The sequence below is a fragment of the Nitrincola nitratireducens genome (genome assembly GCF_000585235.1).
In the GTDB taxonomy this organism is placed as follows: Bacteria; Pseudomonadota; Gammaproteobacteria; order Pseudomonadales; family Balneatricaceae; genus Nitrincola; species Nitrincola alkalisediminis.
On the sequence record NZ_AONB01000021.1, the window covers coordinates 1 to 16,740 of the forward strand.

General features: G+C 45.9%; 17 protein-coding genes. 10 read left to right on the forward strand and 7 right to left on the reverse strand.

Going from position 1 to position 16,740, the window contains the following annotated elements:
- The 3 genes from D791_RS15110 to D791_RS15120 form a co-directional block, all read left to right on the forward strand.
- Positions 1 to 359 (forward strand): hypothetical protein (locus D791_RS15110; RefSeq protein WP_036513392.1); only part of this gene is annotated, 359 nt, incomplete at its 5' end.
- 171 nt (positions 360 to 530) lie between these two features.
- Positions 531 to 1,790 carry an AAA family ATPase gene (locus D791_RS15115; protein ID WP_272944862.1) on the forward strand — a complete coding sequence of 420 codons (1,260 nt, stop codon included), beginning with the start codon at positions 531 to 533 and terminating at the stop codon, positions 1,788 to 1,790.
- A gap of 10 nt (positions 1,791 to 1,800) precedes the next feature.
- Positions 1,801 to 2,466: an RloB family protein gene (locus D791_RS15120; protein ID WP_036513397.1), complete on the forward strand. Its 666-nt coding sequence runs from the start codon at positions 1,801 to 1,803 to the stop codon at positions 2,464 to 2,466.
- Positions 2,467 to 2,588: 122 nt separating this feature from the next.
- On the opposite strand, the gene D791_RS15125 is transcribed toward D791_RS15120, so the two are convergent.
- The 4 genes from D791_RS15125 to D791_RS15140 form a co-directional block, all read right to left on the reverse strand.
- On the reverse strand, positions 2,589 to 3,449 hold the full coding sequence (locus D791_RS15125) for an ABC transporter permease (protein WP_237748676.1): 861 nt from the start codon (positions 3,447 to 3,449) through the stop codon (positions 2,589 to 2,591).
- Positions 3,446 to 4,279 (reverse strand): ABC transporter permease, encoded by an 834-nt coding sequence (locus D791_RS15130; protein WP_036513401.1) that lies wholly within the window; start codon positions 4,277 to 4,279, stop codon positions 3,446 to 3,448. The genes D791_RS15125 and D791_RS15130 overlap by 4 nt, the downstream gene beginning before the upstream one ends.
- Before the next feature lie 70 nt (positions 4,280 to 4,349).
- Positions 4,350 to 5,498 carry an ABC transporter substrate-binding protein gene (locus D791_RS15135; RefSeq protein WP_036513404.1) on the reverse strand — a complete coding sequence of 383 codons (1,149 nt, stop codon included), beginning with the start codon at positions 5,496 to 5,498 and terminating at the stop codon, positions 4,350 to 4,352.
- 3 nt (positions 5,499 to 5,501) lie between these two features.
- Positions 5,502 to 6,569 (reverse strand): ABC transporter ATP-binding protein, encoded by a 1,068-nt coding sequence (locus tag D791_RS15140; protein ID WP_051514595.1) that lies wholly within the window; start codon positions 6,567 to 6,569, stop codon positions 5,502 to 5,504.
- A gap of 168 nt (positions 6,570 to 6,737) precedes the next feature.
- Here D791_RS15140 and D791_RS15145 point away from each other — a divergent pair, with 168 nt between their 5' ends.
- The 5 genes from D791_RS15145 to D791_RS15165 all read left to right on the forward strand — a co-directional run bounded on the left by D791_RS15145 (position 6,738) and on the right by D791_RS15165 (position 11,509).
- On the forward strand, positions 6,738 to 7,388 hold the full coding sequence (locus D791_RS15145) for a ribonuclease Z (RefSeq protein ID WP_202806890.1): 651 nt from the start codon (positions 6,738 to 6,740) through the stop codon (positions 7,386 to 7,388).
- Positions 7,389 to 7,510: 122 nt separating this feature from the next.
- On the forward strand, positions 7,511 to 8,536 hold the full coding sequence (locus D791_RS15150; RefSeq protein WP_036513407.1) for a LacI family DNA-binding transcriptional regulator: 1,026 nt from the start codon (positions 7,511 to 7,513) through the stop codon (positions 8,534 to 8,536).
- A 6-nt stretch (positions 8,537 to 8,542) separates the two neighbouring features.
- The gene (locus D791_RS15155; RefSeq protein ID WP_036513410.1) at positions 8,543 to 9,313 is read left to right on the forward strand and encodes an inositol monophosphatase family protein; all 771 of its coding nucleotides are present in this window, start codon (positions 8,543 to 8,545) and stop codon (positions 9,311 to 9,313) included.
- Between the two features lie 53 nt (positions 9,314 to 9,366).
- Complete coding sequence (chrA, locus tag D791_RS15160) at positions 9,367 to 10,572, forward strand: chromate efflux transporter (RefSeq protein ID WP_089503646.1); 1,206 nt, start codon at positions 9,367 to 9,369, stop codon at positions 10,570 to 10,572.
- A 187-nt stretch (positions 10,573 to 10,759) separates the two neighbouring features.
- Entirely contained in the window at positions 10,760 to 11,509 is a 750-nt protein-coding gene (locus tag D791_RS15165; RefSeq protein ID WP_036513412.1) for a glutathione S-transferase family protein, read from the forward strand.
- A gap of 56 nt (positions 11,510 to 11,565) precedes the next feature.
- Here D791_RS15165 and D791_RS15170 read toward each other — a convergent pair whose 3' ends face one another.
- Positions 11,566 to 12,729, reverse strand: a complete 1,164-nt coding sequence (locus tag D791_RS15170; protein WP_036513415.1) for an alpha-hydroxy acid oxidase — start codon at positions 12,727 to 12,729, stop codon at positions 11,566 to 11,568.
- Positions 12,730 to 12,879: 150 nt separating this feature from the next.
- On the opposite strand from D791_RS15170, the gene D791_RS15175 reads away from it, so the two are divergent.
- Positions 12,880 to 13,779 carry a LysR family transcriptional regulator gene (locus tag D791_RS15175; protein ID WP_036513418.1) on the forward strand — a complete coding sequence of 300 codons (900 nt, stop codon included), beginning with the start codon at positions 12,880 to 12,882 and terminating at the stop codon, positions 13,777 to 13,779.
- Positions 13,780 to 14,191: 412 nt separating this feature from the next.
- Positions 14,192 to 14,341 (forward strand): IS66 family transposase, encoded by a 150-nt coding sequence (locus D791_RS22075; RefSeq protein ID WP_420329354.1) that lies wholly within the window; start codon positions 14,192 to 14,194, stop codon positions 14,339 to 14,341.
- Between the two features lie 153 nt (positions 14,342 to 14,494).
- On the opposite strand, the gene D791_RS15180 is transcribed toward D791_RS22075, so the two are convergent.
- On the reverse strand, positions 14,495 to 15,304 hold the full coding sequence (locus tag D791_RS15180; RefSeq protein ID WP_036513420.1) for an N-acyl homoserine lactonase family protein: 810 nt from the start codon (positions 15,302 to 15,304) through the stop codon (positions 14,495 to 14,497).
- A 262-nt stretch (positions 15,305 to 15,566) separates the two neighbouring features.
- Positions 15,567 to 16,721, reverse strand: a complete 1,155-nt coding sequence (locus D791_RS15185; protein ID WP_420329355.1) for an iron-containing alcohol dehydrogenase — start codon at positions 16,719 to 16,721, stop codon at positions 15,567 to 15,569.
- Positions 16,722 to 16,740 lie beyond the last annotated feature (19 nt).

The following is a 16,740-nucleotide window of genomic DNA, read 5'->3' on the forward strand; positions in this document are numbered from 1 at the left end:
CCATCGGTGGTGTACTCTCCGGTTTTTTTGGTGGACTTTCCGGTAATCAGGGGGCGCTTCGCTCAGCATTTCTGCTCAAGGTCGGCTTGTCGAAAGAAGCCTTTGTGGCGACGGGGATTGTGTCTGCCGTGATTGTCGATGCAGCGCGTCTTATGGTGTATGGCAGTGCCATGCTCGCGGCGGAATTCTCTCAGACCGACGGACTCGTTCTACCTGTGGTCGTCGGCTCACTCTGTGCTTTTATTGGCTCTTTCTTTGGCAAGCGTATTTTGCCAAAAGTAACACTTCGCGTGGTACAGTTAATTGTTGCAATCGCCATGGTGATCATTGGTAGCGGACTGGTTCTAGGCTTGCTATAGAGCGTTATGTACTAATTAGGTTGGTAAGGGTAGTTCAGCACAGGTAATTTTTGTAAAGTTAGGATTTTCGTCATTTTGCCTATTTAAATTGTGTCTTAGATAGATTTCATGCTAAATTTTGACAAAATATGTCAAAAGTAAATCCTAAAGGAGGTCTTTGTGTTAATTGAGGTGAATGTAGCGAATTTTCGTTCGTTGAGTGACACTCAAACCTTCAGCTTGGTAAAGAGCAAAAGTGATGAGTTGGTGACATTGAATACCTTTAAGGTTAAGGCAGCTAATGAGTTTGAGTTACTGCGTTCAGCTGCTATTTATGGTCCAAATGCCAGTGGGAAGTCTAACTTTTTGCGAGCACTGAAAACCATGAAGCGAATTGTGCTTGAATCTGCTGCGAATCAGCAACGTGGTGATCTCCTTCCCGTGACCCCTTTTCGACTCTCTCCAGATACCCGTCAGGCTCCCAGCGAGTTTGAAGTAACGTTTGTTGTAGGAGGGGTGCGCTATCAATATGGTTTTTCTGCCACATCTCAGCAGGTTTATGAAGAGTGGTTGCTAGCTTACCCTAAAGGTCGAGCACAACGCTGGTTCACGCGTGTTTGGGTAGAAGAGAAAGAGCGTTTTGAGTGGGAGCTAGGGAATAGTCTCACAGGAGAAAAACAGCTTTGGCAAAGATCGACGAGAGACAATGCTTTATTTCTATCAACGGCTGTTCAGTTGAATAGCGAACAGTTACGACCTGTTTTCGACTGGTTCAAGACTACATTGCGTTTGGCAAATGTGGGCGGATGGTCACCATCATTTAGCGCATCTCTATGCGAAAATGATGAAAAGTCTAAAGTGATGGAGTTTTTGCATGCGGCAGATATCCACATTGATGACATCCTCGTTGAAACAAAGTCATTTGGTCCTGATGATTTACCAAGTGATATGCCGGATGCTTTGAGGGATGTTGTTATTGAAGAAATGAAAGGAAAAAAAACGCTCGATATTAAAACAGTTCACAAAGATAGCGATGGGAAAGCTGTAACATTTGATTTTGATGAGGAGTCTGATGGCACTCGGAAACTATTTTCATTTGCTGGCCCTTGGATTGATGCCTTAAAAAATGGTTATGTCTTATTCATTGATGAACTGCATGACAATTTACATCCAAGATTGGTTCGTTTTTTAGTTGAGTTATTCAACAACCCGGAGACAAACCCTAAAAATGCACAGTTAGTGTTCACTACTCACGAGACCTCTATTTTAAATCAAGAGGTTTTTCGTAGAGATCAGGTGTGGTTTTGCGAGAAAAATAAAGCACAAGCTACAGAAATGTACCCATTAACGGATTTTAGCCCTCGAAAAGGTCGTGAAAATCTTGAGCTTGCCTATCTTTCTGGACGTTACGGCGCTTTACCCTTTGTGAAGAAGATGCGACCAACGGTCTAAGGGGGATGGCATGGGGTCAGATAATTTATTTCATAAGCGTAAAGCGAAGAATGCTAAGAGCTTGCAAAGAAGAGTAGCAAGCCGAGAAGCTTATAAAAAGATATTGGTTGTTTGTGAGGGCGAAAAAACAGAGCCAAATTATTTTGAAGAAGTACGAGAATATTACTCTCTTAATACTGTCAATGTTGAAGTTCGTGGTGACTGTGGTTCAGACCCAATGAGTATTTTCAATTTTGCTAAACAGCGATTTAGAGAAGAGAAAGATGCAGGAGATCCTTTCGATAAAGTATTCTGTGTTTTTGATAAGGACGGACACGCTAAATATGCAGATACATTGAGAGCAATAGCATCCTATACCCCTAAAGATACCTATTTTGCGATAAACTCGGTACCTTGCTTTGAGTATTGGCTACTACTTCACTTTACCTATTCAACTCGCCCTTACACCACATTGCCGGGAAATAGCTCTGGCAACCAAGTTTTAACAGAGCTTAAAAAGTACATACATGATTATGAAAAAGGAAGAGGGGGCATTTTTTCTGACTTAATCTGTCAGTTGGGTCAAGCGATAAACTATGCGGAGCGCGGGTTGCGAGAAAGTGAGCGTAATGCCACCGATAACCCCAGTACTCGAGTGCACGAGTTAGTTCGAGTTTTGCAAAAATTAAAGGACTAAGTCTCTTATGGAATACATTACTAAAAAAATTAGAAGCCTTCATCGTCAAAAGGGTCTATTGCAGGCACCCCATGACGATTTTCAGGTAGAGCTATTCATTTAGTCAGAACGCCCCCCTTAATCTACTTACCCAACTTCGACAACATCTCAGGCCGCATAAACTTATTGATAATCAACATAAATCCAATGGATGGAATCAATAAAATAAGCGCGGTAATCGAGGAGATCTGGTAATTCCCTTCCATGCTGGCGGTATAGAGTAATAAGGGTAAGGTCGTGACCTCTGGGGCTCCAACAAAAAAGGTGCCGGTAAACTCATCCAAAGACTCCAAAAATACAAAGATACTGGCCGCAATGAGACCCGGTGCTGCTTGTGGCAGTACCACATGGATAAAGGTGTAGATTGGCCCGGCTCCCAAATTACGCGAAGCACGGGACAGCATGGGATCAATAGAGGAGAAGGCCGCGACACTTATCCACACGGAATACATCAGCCCATGCACGCTGTGCACCAACACGACACCGAGCAGAGTGCCGTTGAGTCCCCAGTCATAGAAAATGCGGGCAATATTGATGTATACCGTTAAATTCGGGAAGGCTTGAGGAATCAAAAACAGCAGCATAAATCCTACCCGCCAAGGCATGGTGTGTTTGGATAGCGCATAGCCAGCCGGTATCGACACCAGCAAACACACAACAACAGCACAGAGGGCGATGATAATGCTGGTCATCAGTGAACCCGAGACATCACTGTAGGGATTAAACACTTGCTGCCAGTACTTCAATCCCCACTGATTGGGTAAGGTGTGTGGGAAATACCAGGTTTCTGCAATTGTCCAAATCAATAAATTCGCGATGGGGCCAAAAAGCGCCAAGGCTAAGAGGGTGATAAATGCAGTTTGCGCCCAAAAACTCCAGCGTAAGGTGAATCGGGCTTTTAGTGATCGAAATCCTCTGTGTTGGGTTGTCATCGTTTGACTCATGATAAAGCCCCCTTATCCTTTAAACTCTGACGCAAGTAGAACCATGCTAGGCCTGCACAAATTAAGTAAGACACCATGCCTAGGGCATTGGCGACAGGGTAATCACCGTAAGAATTCACTCGAAACGCGATATCGGCGGTGATCATGGTGGGTGAGCCTGTGCCTATCATGAGCGGCACGGATAACACCGACATAATGGTCACAGTGGACAACACAAGCGCTACACCAATGGTTGGCATTACTTGCGGCAAAATTACATCCACTAAAATGCGTAGACGCGAGGCGCCCAGGTTTTGTGCCGCTTGAATCTGGTCTCGGTTTAACGCGGCCATTGCGCCACTGATCAGCAAGGTTGAAAAGGCTAACTGTTTCCAGACAAAGGTAATGATAATGCCGCTCCAGCCAAGTAAAGAAATCGTTTCAAAAGGGGTCATCACACCCATCGCGACAAGGGTGTTGTTCATCAAACCATTTTTCGCTAAAAACGTGCGCATCATTTGTGCGGCAACGATAAATGGAATGAACAAGGGCAAGCGATAGAGCAGGGCCAATACGGCCACCAGCTTGGGAAAAGGAGACAAGGTCAGTGTTGCAGCAATTCCAATTGACAGGATCGCCAGCAATACAACTGAACTCAGGACAATGATTATGGTGAACTTGATATCGTTTGAGTAGAGTTCGAATACCTTTACAAAATGATCGAGCGTGAAAGACAAATCATCCTGAGTAAACGCCGAGACTAGCGAAAAAAACAGCGGATACAAGAATAACGCCACGACCATTAATGCAGCTGGCCCAATGAGTAATAGGTTAGAAGTGGATGCTCGCATAGTAAACCTGAGACAAAACGCTGAGACTAAAATAAGCCCTAAGCAAGCGTATCTCGCTTAGGGCTTGTTATTAATTGGATACCTGACGCTCGTAGCCTTCCTGGATCGCATCAAAGTAAGGGGCGATCGGGAAGCTCTTACCGAAATTGGCAAGATCGTCTGGTGTGATCTCAACAAACAGCTTGTTCCAACTCTCGGTGTCGAGTTCAGGTTGAACAAACTCAGCATCAATGCCGGGGTACCAGTTAAATTGCTTCACAATACCTTCCGCTTGAACCTCAGGACTGGTTGCCAACTCAATAAAGGCACGTGCAAGCTCAGGATTTTTGGCTTTATCCGGTGTGACGTAATACATCGGCTGACCAGGCATTCCTGGGGCAATCAGCGCAAGCTTTAACGAAGGTGGAATCTTTTCATCGGCTTGCCAGCTGTAAAACATATCCACCCATACTGGGCCCATGAAAATTTCACCACGGCTGAGCATGTCTAAGGTGCCTGCATTACCGGGTGTAAAGGTTACGTTCTTGTTGAACTCTTTTAGCTTGGCAAAGGCATCCTCCCAAGAAGCTTCAAGGCTCTGGTCATAAGGAGCACTGGACAAACGTTCAGCATCGGTGCCATAGGCATAGATCCAACCTGTTACGAAGCTGACACCCGACATACCGTTCTTGATGCCGTTATAACCAAAGGCTTTTGGATGTTGCTGTGTCCATTCCACTAGCTCATCGTAGGATGTGGGCGGATTGGCAATGAAATCGCTGTTGTAGGCAAGAGCAGTTTGACTGTGGAACATGGGCATGACATAGCCATCGACATCTGTACCTAACGCATTCTTTGCGGTATCACGTGTCACCAATTTACCTGTACTGATGTCATCACGGAACGCAGCCAATAAGCCTTGCTCGACCATATCGCCACCGGTTTTTTGATGAACAACGGCCACATCCAGATCCCACGTCTCTCGACCACTTTTTTGTTGAGCGCTGAGTTTTTCCATGATTTTATGAGAGCCCGCATCACCAGGACCTGTGCCCACTACGTTGACTTTGACATCTGGATGCATCGCTTCAAACTTAGGTGCTAAGTAGGTTTTGACATAGTCGACCATATTTTGGCTTCCGGCGGTCGCAACATTAAGCACGGTTTGGGCATGGGCGTTTGCCCCAAACTGCGTTACACACACCATCGCTAAAACAGAGAGTTTCGTTTTGAAAAACATAATTTATCCTCGTAGGTTTGATTGAAAAGCATTGGATGTTTCGTGCGTTGCAAGATCAAACACGTGCAGTGCCTGAGGTGGAACAAATAAGGACACCTGTGATGCGATAGGCCAGCATTCGCGAGAGTCGGCTTGTAAAACCTGTTCACCAGAGCGGACGGTATGGCGGTATTGCTGCCCTAAAAACGCGGTTTGCTCGACTAGACCGGATAGCGTTAGGCCTGCCTCATTCTTACTGTTAGAGAACGCCTGCACTTGAGTGGCGGAACTTCGAAAATACAGGGCAAATGTTTGGGCTGTTGAGCGATTGGGTAAGTGTAACTGTACGTTTGGTTCCGAAGTTTTATAGATAATGCAATTATCAGCGCCCATAAAATCGGCAACGAAAGGGGTTTCGGGTTGTTGATAAATATCTTCGGGGGTACCGAGTTGTTCAATGCGACCTTGGTTAAGCACCGCGACACGGTCTGCCATGACTAAGGCTTCTTCCTGATCATGGGTGACGATCAGCGAGGTGAACCCTAATTTCTTTTGTAAAGCTTTTAGTTCGTGGCGAACGCTAAGGCGAACTTTGGCGTCTAGATTTGATAAGGGTTCGTCCAATACCAGTACGTCCGGCTCAACGGCTAAGGCCCGGGCCAGTGCCACACGTTGACGTTGCCCCCCAGATAGGTTGGTTACTTTTTCGTTTTCAAACCCCTCTAAGTTAACAATGCTCAGCAGATCCAATACGCGTTTGTGTGCTTGAGCCTTTGGGATTTTGCGTACCTTTAAACCATAACTAATGTTTTGTGCGACGCTCATGTGTGGCCACAAGGCATAGCTTTGAAACACCATGGTGATATTGCGACGCTCTGCAGGAAGCTGCGTAATCTCGTGTCCAGCGATATGCACTTCGCCTGATTGCGTGGGCACAAAACCGCATATCGCATTTAATAAAGTGGTTTTCCCGCATCCAGAGGGTCCCAATAAAGCAATCATCTCACCTTTTTGCACTTGTAAATTGATGCCATGCAAAATGGTTTTATCGCCATAACCCACTTGTAGTTGTCGTATATCTAGGTGTGCCATCGATTAAATCCACTATCAAATTGCAAAAAAATGCACTAATTTGTATAAATGAACACGTGTTCATCGAGTTGTAAAAAAAATGCAACTTAGTGTCGACATTATGTGTGTCTACTTTGTCGCCTATGTGTGACAGTTTCATTAAGCAAAAAAGAAATTTTCTGGGGTGTTATGAAAATCGACGTAATTGGCAGTGGCAGCGCATTTTCTTTAACGCGCAATACCTCTTCTATTCTGGTAACGGACAAGGATGATCAACGCTGGCTCATCGATTGTGGTCCTACGGTGCCTCGTGCGTTGTGGCAGCGCGCGCTTGATGTGAACGACATCGATGTGCTGTATTTCACTCATATCCACCCAGACCACTGTGCAGGATTGCCGGTTTTACTCAATCGCTGGAAAAGTTTTGGGCGTCGTAAACCGCTGATTATTTATTGCCAGGCGCAGCAGCGTGAATCCCTCCAACAGCTTGTCTCTCTAGCAACCTGGCCTGTACCTCACATCTGTTTTGACATCGACTGGCGGGATAGCCAAGCGCAATGGCAATGGCAGCAATGGCACTTATCCACAGCGGCCACTCAGCATGAAATGTCCAACTTATCCTTGAGGATTGAAGCCGACGGACACGTGCTTTTTTACAGTGGAGACGGCCGTCCAACAGACGCCAGTAGGGCATTAATGCAGGGCTGTGATCTGGCGTTTCAGGAGTGTGCAGTTTCAATGCCGCTATCAAAAGAGGCTTCCCATGGAGACGTTGTGAACTGCTTAGCGCTGCAGCAATCGCTTTCCTTACCCGTATTAGCTTTATCACTGTTACGATGAAGAAATCCCTCATATAGAGGCTCAGATTACAGGGAATCCTCAGGTGTTCTTATCCTATGACGGCCTAAGCTTGGATTTAGATTTTGGTGTTCCACTAGATAAGCTAGTACAAGGGCGTTGCCATGAGTAAGCCTCATAAAAGCATTACCGCCCAAGATGTCGCAAATCATGCCGGAGTGTCGCGTGCGGTAGTGTCTCGAGCCTTAAGTGACAAGGGCAGTATCGCACCCGAAACCAAAACAAAAGTCATTGCCGCGGCTAGGGAACTGGGCTATCAAGTGAATTTTCTTGCGCAAGGATTGAACCGTAAGCGCAGCCAGTTAATCGGCGTTGTCGTTGCGCGCATTAAAGATCCTTTTCGCAGCAGTTTGCTAGAAGGTCTGATTCATATGATTCAGCGGCGTGGCTATCAAGCGTTAGTGACAGAAGTAAACTCAGAAAAAGAGTTAGAAGCCACCATGCGTCAGTTTACTCAGTTCCGTGTGTCTGGCGTGATTGTCACATCTGGCCAACCACCGGCCACGCTTGTTAATGAATGCGTTCAATTCAAAATTCCAGTGGTCGGCATTAATCGTCAGCTGGACATTCCATTGGTTGATTTTGTCTGCTCAGATAATCAACAAGGTGCAGCGTTGGCGACGGATCAGTTGCTTAAGTCGGGTTGCCATAGCTTTGCCTGGTTAAATTATGCAGGCTCCACTTGGGCGGGTTTGCAACGGGGTGTGGCATTTGAGCAAGCGCTTGAGAGCGCCAATTTTGGGGCGAATTCTGTTAAACGAGTCATCGCAGAACAGGATGGCTACGAAGGTGGCGAAGCGGCCGCCTTAGCATTCGATCTAAGCCAAGGCTTGCCCAATGGGGTTTTCTGCGCCAATGCACAACTGGCTTGTGGCTTTTTAGATGGCATGCGCCAGCGAGGTTTCGATGCACCCAACGATTTTCATTTAATCGGTTTTGATAACACCCCACAGACAGCTCAGTACAGCTACCGATTAACCACGCTCAACCAAGACATTTCAGCCTTATGCTCCGAGGCACTCAATTGTCTTGAAAGCCGCAATAAATCGCCTAATCAAGCGGCTCGCTTGGTTAGGGTTCCTGTTTCTCTGGTATTACGCCATACCAGCCCTGTTATTAACTTAGGATAATTTTCTATGCTGATTGAAGCTGAAACCTTACAAAACATCAGTGATACAATTGTTGATATCGGTCAGCAAGCCCAAGCAATTCGTGATAATGGCCTTAACATTACCACCAAGGCAGATCAGGATTTTGTCTCGCAAGCCGATATTCTTGTAGAAAAAGCCTTGCAAACCTATTTGGCGCAGGCGTTTCCAAACTCTGGCTTTTTAGGCGAAGAAAGCGGCTTAAAAGAGGGAAAAGATGGTATTTGGGTCATAGATCCGATTGATGGCACCACCAATTTTACGCTAGGAATGGACTATTGGTGTATCTCTGTGGCCTATGTTGTAGAAGATGTTATTCAATTGGGTATCGTGTACGCACCTGACCGAGATGAACTGTTTATTGCCCAGAAGGGCAGAGGTGCGACCCTAAATGGAAACACACTTAAAATAGTGGAGCCACTGCCGGAGCGCGTGGTATTAGGGCTTGGGCGCTCAAATCGCAATCCGCTTAATCACTACTTAAAAATGCTAGAGCACCTGATTGTTGAAGAAAATATCGAGTATCGTCGCTTTGGTGCTGGCGCTTTAATGCTTTGCCATGTGGCGTCTGGGCAAGTACATGGGTATTTTGAAGCGCATTTGAATAGCTGGGATGCCTTAGCTGGGCTGTTGATTTGCCAAGAAGCGGGTGCGTCAAGCAATGATTTTATGGCAAATAATGGGTTGTATGAAGGAAATCGCATTTGGGTTGCAGCTAGCGGTGTATGGCAGCGCCTCGCGGTGTATTTGGAGGTATAAGTGCCGTTATCATCCGTTATTATGATGTTTTTACTAAGGCCAAAGGAATTTATATGAAAGAAACTCACCAAAAGGATCAGAGTGCATGGTCTGTTTTTCTGATTTTTCTTCGGCTGGGTTTAACCTCATTTGGCGGGCCGATTGCTCATCTTGGCTATTTCCGAGAGGAGTTTGTGACTCGAAGGCAATGGCTAACAGAGCGAAGCTATGCGGACTTAGTTGCCTTGTGCCAGTTTTTGCCAGGACCTGCTAGCAGTCAGGTTGGTATTGCCATCGGCTTATCTAGGGCGGGGTATACCGGCGCAGTGGCGGCTTGGACGGGTTTTACCTTGCCTTCAGCCCTGGCTCTGATTCTATTTGCGTTGAGTATCGCCAGCTATGGAGAGGCGATGCCGCAGGGCGTCTTGCAGGGGTTAAAAGTGGTTGCCGTTGCTGTCGTGGCTCAGGCCGTCTGGGGGATGGCACGTAGCCTTTGTCCGGATGTTCAGCGCATCACGTTGATGGTGGCAGCGACCTGCTTTGTCTTGCTGATTCCCTCCGTCTGGGGACAAGTGGGTGTGATTGTTTTAGCCGGTATTCTGGGCCTTTTTCTGTTTAAGGCTCAAGAGCAAGCGGATCATGATCCTTTGCCACTTGTCATCTCTGCGCGTGCTGGGGTTGTCTGGTTAGGCCTTTTTGTCATTCTGTTGTTTGGGCTGCCGCTGCTGGCCAGTGTGTACTCGAACCAAACCCTTGCCCTTGTGGACTCTTTTTATCGTGCAGGCGCTTTGGTGTTTGGTGGCGGTCATGTGGTATTGCCCTTGTTGCAAGCCGAAGTTGTACCCAACGGCTGGGTTGATCCCGAAGCTTTTATTGCGGGGTATGGTGCGGCTCAAACGGTACCAGGGCCTTTGTTTACCTTCTCTGCGTTTCTAGGTGCATCAATGAATGAGGGGCCGACAGGTGTATGGGGCGGCTTGATTGCTCTCTTGGCTATTTTTATCCCTTCATTTCTATTAGTACTGGGTGCACTCCCTTTTTGGGAAAGCTTGCGCCGCAATGTGCGGATGCAAGCGGCACTCTTGGGTATTAATGCCGGTGTTGTGGGATTGCTGCTCGCGGCACTTTATCAACCTGTCTGGACCAGCGCCATTCAAGGCCCACAAGACTTTGGTTTGGCGTTAATTGCCTTGGTCGCACTGATGTTTTGGAAATGCCCTGCTTGGTTGGTGGTGATAGGGGGGGCGGTCGTTGGCGGGTTTTTAGGTGTGGTTTTTTAGGTGGCGGCTTATTTAAAGTTATCGAGAGTCTACATTGTTATCATCTAGAAATTTGAATAAGCAGCAGTTGTTTTAAATAGCGGTTAAATGCTGAGCAATCGTTTTTTACAAATGCGCATTTAAAAAAAGAGATGTTACTATTCAAGCGTGAAAAAATATAATATGAACCTTCAAAAGGCCACAAAATATGACCATCATTCTTTATCAGTTTCCCATCTCTCATTACTGTGAAAAGGTACGTTGGGCATTGGATTTCAAAGGATTGACATACAAAACAGTGAACCTTCTACCCGGTGCTCATGTTAGTAAAATCAAAGAACTGACGAATCAAACGTCAGTACCTGTACTGCAGCTTGATCAGCAGGTTTTAGTCGGTTCCTCAGCAATATTGGAATTTTTAGAAGCGCGCTATCCGCAGCCCGCCTTGATGCCGTCTGATGCCGTATTAAAAGAGCAGGTGCTTGACTGGGAAAAGCGATTAGATGAGGTTGGGGGGCCTGCTGTACGTTTATTTTGTTACTTTCACTTGCTGCAAACGCCAAAGCAAGTCACGCCTTTATTAACGGTAAATCAAGCGTTTTACAAGCGATGGTTGTTTACGCTGATGTTTTCGAAGGTGGAAGCGGTGATGAAGAAGCGCATGGGGATTAATGCTCACAATGCGACAAAAGCAGAGAAAGACATTCTTGAATTGCTGACGGAGATAAACGAACGACTCCTATCCAATCCCTTTTTGGTGGGTGATGCGTTTTCTCGTGCGGATTTAACAGCCAGCGCATTATTTGCGCCAATGTTTCAGCCAGAAGCCTACCCCGTACCCTGGCCTAAAGAGCACGATCTCGTTAAGCCTTACCAGGAGTGGATGCAAAGCAACAGACCCTTGTTGAAGCCCTTAGAAACGATGTATTCGAATCATCGACTCAGACACACTCAATGAAGGTGCGCAGTCACCTGTCGAGGGAAGTGGATGTTGGCTCGACAGGTTAGACATGTTCAGTAGTGCTCGCGTCGAGCAAGATACTCTTTGGAGAGTTGAGCCAAGTCTGTGACGCCTAGTAAGCCCATATCCCGATCCACTTCGTCCATAATGAGTTTAAGCGCATGAGCGACGCCAGCGTGTCCGGCAATGGTGGCCGCATAATTAAATGGCCGTCCAATCAAGACACCCTTAGCACCCAGCGCGATGGCTTTGAGTACATCTGTCCCCCGTCGAACACCGCTGTCGAGCAGTATCTCCATTCCTTGAGTGGCAGCGGCAATCTCCGGCAATACATCTAAGGGGGCAATACTGCCATCCAGCTGTCGTCCACCGTGATTGGAAAGAATAATGCCATCGACGCCGATTTGTTGTGCTTTCAGGGCATCCTCAACATTTAGAATACCCTTGATTACCATCTCGCCTCGCCAATGTTTACGAATTTGAATCATGTGATCCCAGGTTAAATGGCCGCGGTCAGAAAAGTCCCTTAATACATTACGAGACATAATGGGGGCACCACGTGTGGCGTAATTGTTCTCAAAATGCGGCATGCCATGACGTATTAAGGTTTGAAAAAAAGTGTTAATCAACCAACGAGGGTGGGTAATACCTTGCCAAGCTAAAGATAGAGACGGGCGCAGAGGTGTGGAAAAGCCTGAACGAATATTATTTTCGCGATTGGCGGCGACGGGCATATCCACGGTAATCACCAGTGTTTTAACCTTGGCCTGTGCGACGCGTTGAATTAAGGCATCAATCTGTTCTTGGCTGCCGGGCAAATAGGCTTGGAACCATGTTCCAGGCGCTGCTTCCATGACTTCTTCAAGACGGATAAGTGAGGACCCACTCATGATGCAGAGCGCGCCAGCTGCCTTAGCCGCTTCAGCAAGGACAACATCGCCTCGATAGCTGGTTAAGGCAGCAATACCCATAGGTGCAATTCCGACAGGTGTCGTGTAGCGCGTGCCAAACAACTCCATTGACGTGTCACGTTTAGACACATCGACTAAAAACCGTGGCTTGAAGGAGTACTGTGTAAACGAATGGCGATTGGCATGTAAGGACTGATTATCCTCAACGGCTCCAGACACGTATCCATAAAGTGGCTTTGGAAGTTGGCGCTTAGCGGCAGATTCAAAATCTTGCAGTGATAAAAAATCGTGTAAGGAACGAGGCATGCCTGAATCTCCAAACCATTCTGAATAATAAGTGTTGCTGGACGTTATCCACCCACAACAAGAGCATCAGTCTACGAAAACTAGAATTTTTTAAAAAGCGAATAATATTGATGCTATTATTTCGATTTTATTCAACAGTGAAAGGTGCATATGACGTTTAAACAGTTGGAGGCATTTTATTGGGCGGCGTCTTGCAACAACTTCGCTGTGGCCGCAAGACGGCTGAATATATCTGTTTCGTCCTTATCAAAGCGAATTTCTGAGCTGGAAGGGCTGTTAAACGCTGAGCTGTTTTCCCGCTCGGCACGCCATGCGGTGATGACCCCCTTTGGTGAGGAGCTATTGCCCTATGCACTCAATGTTTTGCGCAGTGCAGACCAGTTTCAACATCACGCTAACAAAAACCTGACCTTATCCGGGCGTTGTCGCTTTGGTGTCGGTGAGTTGACGTCTTTAACCTGGTTACCGAAGATGATTGCCACTATTCAGCAGCGTCACCCTGATCTTCGTGTTGAAACCACGGTTGCGGTGGGGCAGCAACTTGAGCAAGGGCTGGAAGCCGGAGATTTGGATTTTGCGATCATTGCCGGCCCTTCAACGCGAAGTGTGATTGCCTCGTACATTATAGGCGAGGCTGACTTCGAGTGGGTTATAGCGGCAACACGAAAGGAGCAGGCGAGTGATATGCGTCCTGAAGCATTAGTAAGTGAGCGCTTAATAACCCTGACAAGAGGAGCTGGTACGGTCCGCATTCTTGATGACTGGTTAACTCAGTATCAAGTGACGCCTGCTCAACACCTTTTCTGTGAAAATTTGGGTGCCTTAGCTGGCATGATACAGCAAGGGTTGGCCATTGGATTTCTGCCTTCGGCATGGGCCGAGTCCTTGATTCAGCGTGGTGACTTGCTCAGATTGCAGAACTTTCCAAAGCTAAAGCCTTTATCCTATGCATTTCAATGGCGGCGAGATGACTCGCGTCTATTGATCCAGCAATTACGGGCGATTGCACAGGAAAGTATTAATTTTGATCGATCTGTGTGTTGGGGCTGATGTTGTTTTCATCCGATGCTGCCAAGCAACACGAGTTGCCACCAGAGCGAGCACCGCCACTAACTCCCAACCTGTTCGACCCATCTCAGAGTCGTCTCTTTGACTGACGGCCGCAAATCCAACACTGCCCAGCACTGCCAACTTTCAAACGGAGCGGTGGGGTAGCTTACATCCATTGAGCAGATTTTACCGCTAAACCGAACCTTTATTGGAGCGATTTGGGGCCCCTGCTTGCACAAGTTGGCGGGATTTAGAGGGTGAATGAGTCAGGGGATTTCAGTAAAATACATCGAGTGAGGGGTAAAAAGGTCGTTTATACTTCCTATACTCCCGTCGCCAGAAATATATCTGTCCCTGCTGTGAGCAACACCATGCCATTGCCTGCAAGCCTAAACAGCCCATCGAAAAAAGTATCGCAGGCCCTGGGTTACTCGCCTATGTGGCCACACAAAAATATTGTGATGCATTACCGCTGTACCGCCAGTCGGAAATCTTCAAACGAGCGAAAGTATCTAATGAAAGAGTTATCCAGATAACTTTTAAGTGCCACGTAGTTGTCTAGTAAAATTGAACGTCTGTGTGTTTCATTATTAGATTAAATTTATGTGAATATGACATAGAGAGTTACCATTATTAAAATGGGTAACTCTCTATTTTTAAATTAAAAAATGTTAATGCATATATTGATCAGAGAATAACATTATTGGATGTTTCATTATGACAAACTTGCCAACGTATCTGCTGTTATTTGACGAATGCTGCCATCAGTTAGTGATTTTGATTGTTTGGGATCATGTCCATATAAAATAAATGCTCCTTTAGCTTTTAGCTTTTTGAATAAATCAAAGTTATTAAGCATAGCTTGAGCATCGTTTACTACCATAGCATCTGGTAACGTCATTCTTTCAAGAGATGCTTTTAAGTAGCAAGCATCAGCGGTAATAACTACATCCTTACCATCAACTTTTACTTTAAGTGACTGGTGCCCAGGAGTATGTCCATAGCTTGGGATTAAAACAACAGAGCCATCACCAAATAAATCGTGTTCACCATCTATTTCTAAGCGTTCATGACCTAAATCATAATGTCGTGGTACATAGATTCCTTTTTCAATATTTTCCTCATCTTTAGCCGCTTCCCATTCACGTTTTTGTATGACAATGCGTGCATTTGGGACGCAAGCATTGCCACCGCAATGATCGAAGTGGAGATGGGAATTAATAACATAATTGATTTTTAGTGGGTCCACCCCGAAGGCTTCTAAACGCTTTGCTACGTCTTCACCAGGAACAAAATCTACAGTTGTTAATTCTGCAAATCCACCTAATGCTTTTTTGACGACATTCTCATCGTCGGACTGTAATGGCAGCTCCAAACCGGTATCAAATAATACAGTTCCTTTAGGATGCTCAATTAAATAGCATGGTATAGGTATCGCTAAACTGCCTGTTTCTCCCGCCATAAAAAAACCATAAGGCATTGTAATCCAACCACATGTCATAGCGTATAACTTTAATTCTTCCATTTTAAAAACCCTTTATATTTATATTTTTCAATATTGAAGACTACAGATAAAAGATATTAATAAATTTCACGATTTTAATCTTTTATCTATAACAAAACATTTAATATTACTTGATATAATAATTTAATTTATATCTCTCTCCTTTTTTAAATTTTAGAAAAATGCATTCCTGATTTTATAAACATCCTAACTATCGTTGAGTCTCACTATTAAGACTATTCTTAATAGTGCATTATTATGTCTGTAGCTTAATTTCTTGGAGTTAGAAAGCCGCTCGATACAATGCCAATGCATCTGCTTCGGTTACAGGTACTGGGTTGTTACCAAGCAGACGGGTTTGCAGCATGGCGTCTTTGGCAAGCCTTGGTAGACTGTCTTCAGTGACTCCAACATCCTGTAGACGTTGTGGTGCGCCAGACTCGTTCATCAGTTTTTGCATGAAATCAACGAATTTCGCAGAGCGTATTTCTATGCCTTCGTCTGAGTAACCTAGAACCACATCCGCAAGTTCTGCATATAACGGCGCAGCAACTGCCATGTTGTAGCGTAAAACAGGCCCAAGCATGAGGGCGTTGGTTAAACCATGAGGCAAGTGATAATGACCGCCTAATGGATAAGCGAGGGCATGAACCGCTGCCACAGGGCTATTCGAGAAAGCTTGGCCTGCTAAATTTGCACCCAACAACATAGCTTCACGAGCCGAGCGGCTCTGTCCATCTTGGCAAGCAGTGATTAGATTTTTGCTCAACAAACGTAAAGCTTCTTTGGCTAATGCATCTGATAGTGGGTTTTTAAGATGAACCGAGGTGTAGGCTTCTATAGCGTGAACCATAGCATCAATGCCCGTTGCTGCAGTGGGTAACGCTGGTAAACCGACGGTTAACTCTGCATCTAATAAGACGTGATCAGCATACAACTGCTGCGATACCACACCCATTTTGGTAGTTTCACCCGTAGTCAGAATCGTGATGTTGGTTACTTCAGAGCCTGTGCCTGCCGTGGTAGGAACCTGTACCAATGGCGTTCTGGTTCCGGTGACTTTACCAATGCCGTACAGTTCAGGCAGTGGTTGTTCAGATGTCAGCATGACAGCAACCAATTTGGCTATGTCCATAGAAGACCCACCACCCAAGCCTAGAACGATATCGGCATGGCTTTTTTTGCCTTGTTCGACACATTCCATTAGCACGTGTTCTGGTGGATCAGCGACGACATCGTCAAATACCGTTACCGTGAAGCCGTGTTTTTTTAGTGAGTCTTTGGTTTGTTCCAATAGGCCACTTTCGTTCAAGAATTTGTCTGTTACGATTAGTAAGTTACGTTCTTTGAACCACTCACTAAGCAATTCGCCAAGATGTTTTGCGCCACCCCATTCAAGGTGCATGGAGCCGGGCGTATTAAAAGAAAAAGGTTTGATGCCGTCAGTCATGAAGATC